At 67.8% G+C, this 11542-nt stretch carries 11 protein-coding genes; 7 read left to right on the top strand and 4 right to left on the bottom strand.

The genetic code is table 11. The features are described from left to right. Nucleotides 1–142: 142 nt before the first annotated feature. On the top strand, nt 143–511 hold the full coding sequence (locus AB0M99_RS30050; protein WP_365925940.1) for a cyclophilin-like fold protein: 369 nt from the start codon (nt 143–145) through the stop codon (nt 509–511). Between the two features lie 51 nt (nt 512–562). Here the strand turns inward: AB0M99_RS30050 and hisC are convergent, their stop codons facing one another. Continuing rightward, a complete protein-coding gene (gene hisC, locus AB0M99_RS30045; RefSeq protein ID WP_365925938.1) occupies nt 563–1645 on the bottom strand; it encodes a histidinol-phosphate transaminase in 1083 nt (360 codons plus the stop codon). A 361-nt stretch (nt 1646–2006) separates the two neighbouring features. Here hisC and AB0M99_RS30040 point away from each other — a divergent pair, with 361 nt between their 5' ends. From AB0M99_RS30040 to AB0M99_RS30030, 3 genes are all read left to right on the top strand, one after another. Then, nucleotides 2007–3122 carry a LacI family DNA-binding transcriptional regulator gene (locus tag AB0M99_RS30040; protein ID WP_266627634.1) on the top strand — a complete coding sequence of 372 codons (1116 nt, stop codon included), beginning with the start codon at nt 2007–2009 and terminating at the stop codon, nt 3120–3122. A 215-nt stretch (nt 3123–3337) separates the two neighbouring features. Then, the gene (locus AB0M99_RS30035) at nt 3338–4543 is read left to right on the top strand and encodes a metallophosphoesterase (protein ID WP_365926035.1); all 1206 of its coding nucleotides are present in this window, start codon (nt 3338–3340) and stop codon (nt 4541–4543) included. A 148-nt stretch (nt 4544–4691) separates the two neighbouring features. After that, nucleotides 4692–5510, top strand: coding sequence for a hypothetical protein (locus AB0M99_RS30030; protein WP_365925936.1), 819 nt, complete (start codon nt 4692–4694; stop codon nt 5508–5510). 1 nt (nt 5511) lies between these two features. On the opposite strand, the gene AB0M99_RS30025 is transcribed toward AB0M99_RS30030, so the two are convergent. After that, the gene (locus AB0M99_RS30025) at nt 5512–6438 is read right to left on the bottom strand and encodes a hypothetical protein (RefSeq protein ID WP_365925934.1); all 927 of its coding nucleotides are present in this window, start codon (nt 6436–6438) and stop codon (nt 5512–5514) included. A gap of 233 nt (nt 6439–6671) precedes the next feature. Here AB0M99_RS30025 and AB0M99_RS30020 point away from each other — a divergent pair, with 233 nt between their 5' ends. The 3 genes from AB0M99_RS30020 to AB0M99_RS30010 all read left to right on the top strand — a co-directional run bounded on the left by AB0M99_RS30020 (nt 6672) and on the right by AB0M99_RS30010 (nt 9866). After that, the gene (locus AB0M99_RS30020; protein WP_365925932.1) at nt 6672–7832 is read left to right on the top strand and encodes a glycosyltransferase; all 1161 of its coding nucleotides are present in this window, start codon (nt 6672–6674) and stop codon (nt 7830–7832) included. A 159-nt stretch (nt 7833–7991) separates the two neighbouring features. Further along, nucleotides 7992–9152 carry a hypothetical protein gene (locus AB0M99_RS30015; RefSeq protein ID WP_365925930.1) on the top strand — a complete coding sequence of 387 codons (1161 nt, stop codon included), beginning with the start codon at nt 7992–7994 and terminating at the stop codon, nt 9150–9152. A gap of 78 nt (nt 9153–9230) precedes the next feature. After that, nucleotides 9231–9866, top strand: a complete 636-nt coding sequence (locus AB0M99_RS30010; protein ID WP_365925928.1) for a DUF6461 domain-containing protein — start codon at nt 9231–9233, stop codon at nt 9864–9866. Nucleotides 9867–10246: 380 nt separating this feature from the next. Here the strand turns inward: AB0M99_RS30010 and AB0M99_RS30005 are convergent, their stop codons facing one another. Both AB0M99_RS30005 and AB0M99_RS30000 read right to left on the bottom strand, forming a co-directional pair. Further along, complete coding sequence (locus AB0M99_RS30005) at nt 10247–11101, bottom strand: hypothetical protein (RefSeq protein ID WP_365925927.1); 855 nt, start codon at nt 11099–11101, stop codon at nt 10247–10249. Further along, nucleotides 11082–11405 (bottom strand): hypothetical protein, encoded by a 324-nt coding sequence (locus AB0M99_RS30000; protein ID WP_365925925.1) that lies wholly within the window; start codon nt 11403–11405, stop codon nt 11082–11084. The genes AB0M99_RS30005 and AB0M99_RS30000 overlap by 20 nt, the downstream gene beginning before the upstream one ends. Between the last annotated feature and the right edge of the window lie 137 nt (nt 11406–11542).

Genomic DNA, 11542 nt, shown 5'->3' with positions numbered 1-11542 from the left:
TGTGTCCCACTCAATCCTGGAAAAAGCAGGACACGCTTGTGAACGCGTTCACATTCACAAGCATTATGTCGTACTGCTGTCGGCAACTTTCGACGGGGGTCCCCTCTAGCCAATATCTTCAACAGATTGTTGAATCTGGCGCATGCAGATACGAATCTCCTGGCCCTCGGGCCAGCTCACCGCGACCCTCGACGAGACTCCGACCGCCAAGGCCCTGGCCGATGCGCTCCCGATCTCGGCCTCCGCCAACACCTGGGGCGAGGAGGTCTACTTCGACACGGGCGTCTCCGTGGCCCTGGAGCCCGGCGCCCGGCAGGTCGTCGACCCGGGCACCGTCGCGTTCTGGACCGAGGGCGACGCACTCGCGCTGCCCTACGGCCCGACGCCCATCTCGCGCGGTGGCGAGAGCCGCCTGGCGAGCCCCTGCAACGTCCTCGGCTCGTTCGACGGCGACCCCCGCCTGCTCGCCACCGTCCGCGACGGCGACCCCGTCCGCGTGGAACTGGCGTAACCGCACCGGTCACGCCGTCCATGCCGTCCACGCCGTGGCACCGCGGCGGTGCTACAGCTCCTTGAAGAACGCCCCTGCCGTGTGCAGGAAGATGTCGTTCGCCTCGGACTCACCGATCGTGACCCGCAGGCCCTCGCCCGCGAAGGGCCGGACCACCACACCGGCCTTCTCGCAGGCCTGAGCGAACTCCGCGGTCCGCTCCCCCAGCCGCATCCACACGAAGTTCGCCTGCGTCTCCGGGACCACGGTCCAGCCCTGGGCCAGCAGCGTCGTGTGCACCCGCTCGCGCTCCCCGACCAGCGCCCCGACCCGGCCCATCAGCTCGTCCTCGGCACGCAGCGAGGCGACCGCCGCGTCCTGGGCGAGCTGGCTGACGCCGAAGGGCACCGCCGTCTTGCGCAGGGCCGCGGCCACCGGCTCGTGCGCCACCGCGAAGCCGACCCGCAGGCCGGCCAGCCCGTACGCCTTGGAGAACGTACGCAGCACGGCGACGTTCGGGCGGGTGCGGTAGAGCTCGATGCCGTCCGGCACCTCGGTGTCCCGGATGAACTCGCGGTACGCCTCGTCCAGCACCACCAGCACGTCGGAGGGCACCCGGTCCAGGAACCGCTCCAGCTCGGCCCGGCGCACGACGGTGCCGGTGGGGTTGTTGGGGTTGCAGACGAAGATCAGCCGCGTCCGGTCCGTGATCGCGTCGGCCATGGCGTCCAGGTCGTGCACGTCCCCCGCGGTCAGCGGGACCTCAACGGGCGTCGCGCCGGAGATCTGCGTGATGATCGGGTAAGCCTCAAAGGACCGCCAGGCGTACATGACCTCGTCGCCCGGGCCCGCCGTCGACTGGATCAGCGACTGGGCAACGCCCACCGAGCCGGTGCCGGTCGCGATGTGCTCGACCGGTACGCCGAACCGGTCGGCGAGCTCCGCCACCAGGCCCGAGCACGCCATGTCGGGGTAGCGGTTGAAGTTCCCGGCGGCGGCGACCGCGCTCTCCAGCACGCCCGGGAGCGGCGGGTACGGGTTCTCGTTCGAGGACAGCTTGTACGCGACGGCCCCGCCCGCGGCCGCGGGCTTGCCCGGCTTGTACGTAGGGATGCCGTCCAGTGCGGCGCGCAGCTTCGGGCTCTTCTCGCTCACTACAGGTCCTCCTCGACCATCCCGTACGACGTCGCCGTCGACTCAATACTCCTCACCTTATGAGGATTCCGCCCTCCCGAGAATGGGAGTGCCAGGAATGCGGGGGAGCGCACGCATATATGCGCACGCCGGTGGCCTGCGCCGTGGCGCGCGTCCCTCGTGCAGGTGAGTTGAGACCGGCCCGAGACCGTACCGCTTTGGCATGCCCGGACCCGACGACAAGCCCACTGCTCACCCCCTGCAACTAAAACCCTTCATTTCCAAGGTCATTGGGGGTGGCGAACCATGCAGAAACGTGCCTGTCAACGGCTGCATATGCATCCGGACCACGCAGCCCACCGAGCCCTACTATCGGCTCGCCATGACAGCAGCAGGGAAGCACCAGGTGAGCCGGACCGAGACCACCCGGCGGGCCGCCGGCCGACAGGGCCGGGCCGGCATCAGGGACGTGGCCGCTGCGGCGGGCGTCTCGATCACGACCGTCTCCGACGCGCTCAATGGCAAGGGGCGGCTGCCGGACGCCACCCGCCGCCACGTTCGCGAGGTCGCCGATCGGCTGGGCTACCGCCCCTCCGCCGCGGCCCGCACGCTCCGTACCGGCAAGTCGGGCCTCATCGGCCTGACCGTGACGACGTACGGGGATGAACCTTTCACCTTCACCGAATTCGCCTACTTCGCCGAGATGGCCCGGGCCGCCACCTCCGCCGCGCTCGCCCGCGGCTACGCCCTGGTCATCCTCCCAGCCACCTCCCGACACGACGTCTGGTCCAACGTGGCCCTCGACGGCACCGTCGTCATCGACCCCTCCGACCACGATCCGGTCGTCACCGAACTGGTCCGCCAAGGCCTGCCCGTGGTCTCCGACGGCCGCCCGGCCGGCTCCCTCCCCGTCACCGCCTGGGTCGACAACGACCACGAGGCCGCCGTACTCAACCTGCTCGACCACCTCGCCGCCGCCGGCGCCCGCCGGATCGGGCTGCTGACCGGAACCACCACCGACACCTACACCCGGCTCTCCACCACCGCCTACCTCAGCTGGTGCGAGCGCGTGGGCCAGGACCCCGTCTACGAGTCCTACCCCGCCCACGACCCGTGCGCGGGCGCCGTGGCCGCCGACCGGCTGCTCGCCCGCCCCGACCGGCCCGATGCCGTCTACGGGCTCTTCGACCCCAACGGCACCGACCTGCTCGCCGCCGCCCGGCGCTACGGCCTGCGCGTCCCCGAGGACCTGCTGCTCGTGTGCTGCAGCGAATCGACCGTGTACGCCAACACCGAACCGCCCATCACGACCCTCTCCCTCAAACCGCGCCGCATCGGCACCGCCGTCGTACAACTGCTCATCGACGCCATCGAGGGAGTGGACACCGGACGCCCCGTCGAACAAGTCGTCCCGACCGAACTGATCATCCGCACCTCGTCGCAGCGCAGGCAGCCCCGTACGACCGTCAGTCCGCCCCGTTCTCCGGCCAAGGACTGACCGCCAGACCGTCCGGTCGGCCTGGCCAACGGCCCGGCCGAGGATTCAGCAACACCGATATCGGTAGAAACTGGTAGGAACGATCGGCTCCGCACAGGATTCACCACCCCTGGTGCGTCACAGAGCGCGAGCCGCATTCCTATGATGGGCGCACGACATCACGGACCCTCCTCCCTTGAGGTGAGAAGGGTCCGCAGGTGTACGGCAGCGCGACGGTGGTGGAGGGGTCGATGACTCAGGGGGCCGGTCAGGGACCCGCGATGCGGACGGAGACGCTGCGGGACTTCCGGGTTCCGGTCACCGAACCCGCCCCGTACGCCGTATCCGCCGGGCTTTCCGGCGAGGCCCCCGTGTACGGCGAGTACCCCGCGTACTACGGCGAGAGCGTGCCGACCGTGCCCGCTCAGTCCGGATACGAGGCCGCAACCGCGGCCGCGCCCGTACGCGTACCCGCGCTCGCCATGAGCGAGGCACCCGAGGTGAGCGACCCCGAGGGCTACACCCCGACGCACCGCGACCTCCCGGTCATCGGACGCGGCGGCCCCGGAGACACCGTCCAGGTCCAGTACGTCCCCCAGGAGCGCTCCGCCGCGGGCCCCGGCCCGCTCTACGTCGTCGGCGACGTCCACGGCTACCTCGACGAGCTCGTCACCGAACTGCACGCCCAAGGCCTCATCGACACCGAGCAGCGCTGGTCCGCGGGCAACGCCCGTCTCTGGTTCCTCGGCGACTTCACCGACCGGGGCCCCGACGGCATCGGCGTCATCGACCTGGTCATGCGGCTGTCCGCCGAGGCCGCCGCCGCGGGCGGCTACTGCAAGGCACTCATGGGCAACCACGAACTCCTGCTCATCGGCGCCAAGCGGTTCGGCGACACACCCGTCAACTCGGGCGCCGGCACCGCCACCTTCCAAGCCGCCTGGCTCCTCAACGGCGGCCAGCGCACCGACATGGAGCGCCTGCAGGACGTCCACCTCCAGTGGATGTCACGGCTGGACGCGGCCGTCCTGGAGGAGGACCACCTGCTCCTCCACTCCGACACCACCGCGTACCTCGACTACGGCGACTCCATCGAGGACGTCAACGACACCATCCACGAGCTCCTCAACCGCAACGACGCCGACATCACCTGGGACCTCTTCCGCAAGTTCACCAAGCGGTTCGCCTTCCGCGACGAGGGGACCGGGCCGCAGGCCGTACGCGAACTGCTCGGTACCTACGGAGGCAGCCGCGTCGTGCACGGCCACAGCCCCATCCCGTACCTGCTGGGCGAGGTCGGCACGGAGGACGGCGACGAGTCCCGCGGCCCCGAGGCCGTGGACGGCCCGCACGTGTACGCGGAGGGGCTGGCCATCGCCATGGACGGGGGGGTGACCATGGCGGGCAAACTGCTCGTCGTACAACTCCCGCTGAACGACTGAGGGTTCCCCGAGCGGGGTATTTCCGGAAAGCCCCTGTCAACGTGTGGCGTGGGCGCTCTACCATCGCTCTATCCGTAGCAGGCTCTCCTCCGTTTGTGCCGGTGACCGGGTCTACGCGGGCAAACCGGCTTCTACGGAGCATCGGGGGATGCACATGACCAGCGCTCCGCACCTGCTGACCGAAGACCGACCGGAGTTCGATCGGCTCCTCGACGAGGCGCTGCGCACGCCGAGCGAACGGCCCGAGCTCGCCACCCTCGGCGAACGGCTGAACGCCGAACAACTGCGCACCATGGCCATGGACGCCAGCGACCTGCTGGCGGCGGCCGCCGCCGCCGAGTACGACCACTACGTGAAGGTGCGCGGCGAGCGGCGCGACGAGATCCTGTCCACGCCGACCGTGACGGGCCACGAGGACGCCGGTCAGGGCACCGGCGAGGGCGCGGGCATCAGCGCCGTGGTCGCCGTCCTCGCACCCGTCCTGGCGGGCACCGCCATGCTGATCTTCCTGCTGGTCGGCTACATCCTGAAGATGATCGAGCCCGAACCCGCCTTCGCCGACACCATGCTGACGGCTGGTTGGCTCTTCGGCGGGCTCACCGTGGCCGCGCTGCTCTTCGCGGTGATCGGGCTGCTCCTGACGGCCGTCCGCAACAGCTCCACCGAGGTGGTGGCGGAAGAGGCCGAGGTGGTGCCCGACGAGGTCTCGCGGGCCCGGGAGGCCTGGCGCAACGCGCTGCTGGAGCGCGGCATCATTCCGTTTCTACGGGATGCGCTGGCCGATCCGAGCTCGGGAACCGCGTATCCGATCCCCCGTACGCCAGGGGCCGGGCGCATCCCCAACCTGGGATACACCCGGCCCGACTTCACCAGCCCGGGGCCCCCCAAGCAGGGGCCCCGTCCCGGTTACTCGTCACCGGACTTCACCAGCCCGGACTTCGGCGGGCCGGACCACGACCCGGAGTGAGCTACAGACCGTTGGGCGCACCGGAGTAGGCCAGATCGCCCTTCCACTCGATGCCCTTGCTGCGGAGTCCGACCATCGGGTTCGGGGCCGGCAGGAGCTGGGTCCAGGCCTCGTCCCAGACGAAGGTCTGGCCATTCACATCACCGTGGGTCTGGAACACCATCCCGGTCGTGGTCAGAACCTTGATGTACGCGTCGTTGCCCTGGGCCTCGATGGAGATTCCGCAGGCGATGCCCTCCCGCCCGCCCGTGGGGAAGCCCGGGTTGTCGGCGTTGCTGATGTTCTGCCAGGCCGGCACGCCGCCGGGTACGGATGCCCGTCCCGCGTACGCGATGCCGCCCACGAGCGCGGCGTGGAAGTCCTCGGTGTTCGAGGGGGAGTAGCTGTCGATGTCGATGCACGGCCCGGTGGCGCCGGTCGCGCCCGTGGCACCCGTCGCACCGGTCGGGCCCGTCGGGCCCGTGGCACCGGTGGCACCCGTCGCGCCCGTCGCGCCTGTGGCACCCGTCGCACCGGTCGGGCCCGTCGGGCCCGTGGCACCGGTGGCACCCGTCGCACCCGTGGCACCCGTCGCACCCGTCGCACCCGTCGCACCCGTCGCACCCGTCGCACCGGTGCCACCGGTCGGGCCCGTCGGGCCGGTCGGGCCCGTATGCCCCTTCGGGCCCCGGGGGCCCGTCGGGCCCACGCACTTGTCGCTCTTCGGCGGATTCCCGGCCTTGGCCTTCTTGTCCGGGTCGTCGTGCTTCGACCGGCAGCGGTCCCCGGCATCGGGAACCGCCACCGTCTCCGCCGAGCGCGGCGTCGCGACGGCGGGGGCCGCGATGCTCGCCAGCACCAGCGCCACCGAGGCGAAGGTGCCTCCAGCCACCCAGCGGGCCCGTCGGGGCAACGGACCCAGCAGTCGGGACCTGTCTTCAGAACTCATTTACCGCTCCTCGCACACACCGGGATCGAATGGTTCTCCGGAGCCCGGACACGAAGCCGGACTCCGCGGACATCCTGAAGAACCCTCAACCGATAAGCGGACCGCCTCGCCCATAGGTCAGCAGAACGGCGCAGCCCACACCGCCACATGGCTGTTCCCCCGGGGGCCACCCGGGTCCAGCCACCGGCGTGCCGCATCCGCCCCGCACCGGCCCCTGCCTAGGGTCGGCGGCCGTGAAGCCGACCATTTGCCTGTGCATGATCGTGAAGAACGAGTCCGCCGTCATCGAGCGGTGCCTCGACTCCGTACGGGGCCTCATCGACACCTGGGTCATCTCCGACACGGGTTCCACCGACGGCACCCAAGAGCTGATCCGGGGCGCCCTGCGCGGGATCCCCGGAGAACTGCACGAAGAGCCCTGGACCAACTTCGGGTACAACCGGAGCCTCAACATCAGCCACGCCCGGGGCAAGGCCGACTACCTGCTGCTCCTCGACGCCGACCTCGTCCTGCGCAGCGCCGGCCCGCTGCCCCCGCTCACCGCCGACTCGTACATGCTGCGCCACGAGGGCCCGACCGAGTACCGGATCAAACGGCTGGTGCGTGCGGACCGGGCCTGGCGGTACGAGGGCGTCACCCACGAGTACCTCACCTGCGACCGCCCGGACGAGAACGATCAGCGCCCGGGAGTCCAGGAGAACCTCGATGCGCTCGTCATCGAGGACTACGCCGACGGCGGCTCACGGCATGACAAGTTCGAACGCGATGCCCGCCTGCTCAGCGCCGAGTTCCAGCGCGACCCTTCGAATGCTCGTACCGTCTTCTATCTCGCCCAGACCCTGCGGGACATGGGCGACACCGAGGGTGCGATCCGGCTGTACGAACACCGCGCGACGATGGGCGGCTGGGATGAGGAGGTCTACTACGCCCTGCTCCAAGCGGGCGTGCTGAACGGCGAGTCGGGGGACTTCCCGGCTGCCATGGACGCCCTCTCGCGTGCCTGGGAGTTCCGGCCCAGCCGCCTGGAAGCCTGTTACGAACTGGCCTCCAGACTGAGGGTGTTGGGCCGCCACCACACCGCCCACGCGATCACCGGGTCGGTCCTGGGGCGCCCGGCACCGGAGGACCTGCTCTTCGTCCAGCCCTGGGTGTACCAGTGGGGGCTGCTCTTCGAGCACTCCATCACCGCGTACTGGGTGGGCGACATGGACGCCTCGCTACGGGCCTGCGACCAGTTGCTGACCATGCCCGAGCTGCCGGAGTCCTATCGCCGCCAGACCGAGACCAACCGCGGCTTCGCCCTTGCCCACAGCGGCCCGGCAGGCTCTGTTTCACGTGAAACATCCGTCCCTGTTTCACGTGAAACATCGGAAAGCTCGGCCTCGCCGGTCTAGCCGGCGGCCCGGTCTCCCCCAGCGGGAGCTTCTGCGCTGGAAACGAGGGAAGGTCAATTGGCTTCCGGTCCACCAGACCCCGGAACCGGACCCGACAAACAGAAATACGAGGTTCTCTCCGAACCTCATCAAGCCGCAGCACAATCAAGCTGCGACGACGTGAAGAATAATCTGGCCCGGGTTCGGAAGTCAGGCCAGAAGACAGCCGTTTGCTTCGAGTTTCAGCACCCGCAGCAACAGGCCGGATTTAAGCAGCTTGCGCCGCCGGTGGCCTCCAGTGGCGTCTGGTGTGACGCCGCACCCATGGACAAATCCGTCGTCACGCGCTTTGCAATCTGCTCAGTTCGTAACGTGTTGATTCTTCTCATCGACACGAAAACCGGGGCCACGCTCGGCAAGGCCACTGGAATTATCGAGCAGGAAATCGACACAGCCATCTCGTCAGTCGAGTTCTCCGAGCATCTTACTTTTAAGCTCGTGAAGTCGGAAATAACGACTTCCGCCATGACCGTAAAGATTGATTCCACCTGCTCGGTCGATGGCAGCTGCCGGCAGGACACACAGCCCTGGTCTTCCCCTCGCCCCATTACGGTCGGCGGCTCAATCGACGGTACATGGACTCGCTCCTGGACCGGAAATGTCGGTCACAAAGAGTTCCTCATCGACTACGCCATCACTGTCAGCATGGCCGGAACTTCCGGGACTGCTCGGTGGGGTGGAAATGGCCAGCCTGGCGGGGGGCAGTACAAAGTCCGTTGCGACAATGAGTTTGCCACATACGCAGGTTGTGTCGTACCGGCAGCCATCATGACTCTCGACGTGAATCCCATATACAGCGGGGCGCGTAAATATATTGCCGCGGCTCAGGAATCGATGAACACACACCCAGGGTGGGAAGGCCACGGGCAGCCCCTACACCGCGAGGCGAGCAAGCTTGAAGGGGGCATGAACCGCTCCGTCATATGCGATGGAACGTTCAGAGAGAGTTCCAGCACGCCGCCTCCAGTTCAGTGCGACGAGTGGCCTTTTGCAGGATCAAAGGAAAGTGGCCGGTCGCAGGGGGTGAAATCTGGTGCAGAATGCCAGCAGTACTTCGTGTACGCCACCACGGACAGCAGTGGCGCTCCAACGCTCGGACTCATGTGGCCTGGATTCCTCCAGGGCATGATGCCTTCACCTACGGCCAAGTGCGCTCGCGCCAGCATGACAAAGTTTGACAACGAAGGTGTGGGTGGCGATTTTGGGCGGCTAATCCAAAAATGGCGCCTCATCGACAATGACCCCTTCTGGGTGAACTCAGGGGCTGGACTTCCCTGGTAGGTTGGAACTGAATTCGCATGGGTCGGCCTGTCACGTGACGGGCCGACCTTCCAGCTTTCGAGTAAGCGAGGCAGTCGGATGACTGTGGACCTTTTCCCCAATTCGAATCTGTACGAGACCGGATATTGCGTCATCTTCGCAAAGGGGATTTCCGCAAAGGAACTCTTGGCGCGAGCAGGGAAGGAAGACATTCATCCGATTGGGATCAATCGGATGGAGGCGGAGGCGATCAAGGCTCTCGGCGAAGAAATTGACGAAGATATCGTCCCGGAGTTGAGCATCGAGGAACTGCACGATGCCGGGATTCTGGTGGACGACGGCCCACTGTTGCGCGCCGGAACCTTAGGGGACTGGTCTTTCGTGGTCGAATCCGAAGGCGCATTTCTTGCAGGGGAAGGGATTCTTGCAAGGGTTTCCGTCGGCTCAGTCGCGCTAGCCGCCCAGCTGAGTGACTCGATGGCTGCTTGGATTTCCTATGCGGAAAACGGCGAAGTCCTATCATCCTTTGACCCCCTCTTCCCTGAGCAGGACTATGGAACCCGTCCCGAACGCCTGGAGTCACTGACGGGCTACCGGGAGGCAATCGGAGGTGGCGACCGTTCAATCGCCTTCGAGAGTGCCTTCCGCAAGATCCAGCGCGAACTACACTGCGACATCCCCAAAGAGGTTGACGAACAGCGCCTGCTCACCATCAGAATCCCAGGAGGCTACTAGTCAATCCGGCACCACTCTGAGCTGCAACGGTCTCTGACCGCACAGGTCACCGCGAATTACCGTCCACCCACACGGGGCTGGGGCCGGTGGCCTCCACGGCTTTACCCACCTGTTCCGCTCGGGGCCCGCGTCGGGCTAGTCCAGGGGGCCACTCGATCAAATTCCGGGCAGGATCAAAGCCTGCCCGAGTTGCCGGACAGCGTAAGGCCCCCTGAACATGCCCGACCCCAACCCGAACAGGACACCGGCCAAAGCCGCTCCGGCCACCGGCGTTGGAACGTGACCGGCCAATTTCGGTAACGGTCGACCCGTGGGCGGCAGTTGGCACGCCAGGATCCCGGCGCGGGGGGAGTGTGCCGGGGCCTGGGGCAGAGGGGATGTCAGGCAGTTATCTCCGCCGGGGCCGTGACCGGCGGGCGGATGCCGGTCAGTTCTTCGGCGCGGTCCAGGAGAAGCGGTGCGAGCTTGGGGTAGAGGCCGCGCGCGACAGCTTGGAGCATTTCCGCGAGCGCGGCCAGTTCCCCAATGCGGCCAGCGGGAGTGTTGAGGATGTTCCCGAAGCGGCTGCGGACGTGAGTGGCGACGAGCGGGACACGAAGGCTGTAAGCGTGGAGGAGGCCGGGGTCGTAGCCCACAGGGACGCGGCCCCAGCGTTCCCAGTCCAGGAGCGTCAGCGGCATGGCGGTGACGTTGCCCCGGTGCAGGTCTCCGTGTCCGGTGACGCGCTCGATCCTGGCCGGGGCGGGGATGCCGAGGAACTGAGGAAAGGCCCGCTCGATCCAGTCGTCCCGCATGGTCTCCTTGACTCCCTCCACGTCCACCAGGCGGTCGAGGGAGCGGCGCAGCTCCGTCCACCACTCCTCGGGCAAAGCGGGGTTGCGGTTGAGTTCCGGGCTTCGGGGTGACACGACGGGGTGCGCCACCAGGTCCAAAACCTCAGCCTCGAAGGCGTACTCGCCCTGGGTCCAGTCGTAGGTTCCGTGGACGGCCGGACGCGGTACGTCGCGCGGGACCAAGGCGTCGGCCCCGGTGATTCCTTGCCCGTGCTTGCGTCCGGCGTTCTTGACCAGACTCCGGCTGCCCCTCAGCCAGTAAGGGCCCGAGCGGCGGCCCAGGGTGAAGCCCGCGAAGCCCCAGACCAGGGGCCCGGAGCAGATCAGGCCGACCTTTGCGGCGGCCCGGTCATGGGCCGCCGTCATGAGGGCCTGGACAGCCTCATCCGGTGGCAAGTTCATCGGTCACTCTCCTGAGGTGTTCGCGGGTGAGAGGCACGGCCAGGGCTCTGGCGGCATCGTCCCAGTGAGCGTGGCTACTCGCCGAGGTCAGCACGACGTCCAGGGCCGGGCAGGACGCAGCGGCCAGAAGGCCGGCGGCGCCGGGCGTGAGGCCGGGGCGGATCAGGTCCACCAGTTCGGGTGTCATGGCGTCGAGGAGGTCACCGCCGTGCAGGGGTGCGGAGCCGAAGGTGATCATCCCTGCGTCCTGGGCTTGGACCAGGGGCCCGCCACCGTTGAGGGCCTGCGTGATCGGCGCGTCCATGATCAGGCTCACCGGCATTTGCAGGCCGACTGCGCCGCAAAGCCCTCTCTGACAGTCTCGGCTGAGACACCCGGTTTGCCGGGTTAGTCTGGATGGGCGAGACAGGAGATCCCTTCAGCATGGCCAGCACCACCCCG

The sequence above is a fragment of the Streptomyces sp. NPDC051183 genome, from assembly GCF_040682455.1.
GTDB lineage: Bacteria > Actinomycetota > Actinomycetes > Streptomycetales > Streptomycetaceae > Streptomyces.
This window is presented reverse-complemented; position numbering and strand designations above follow the sequence as displayed.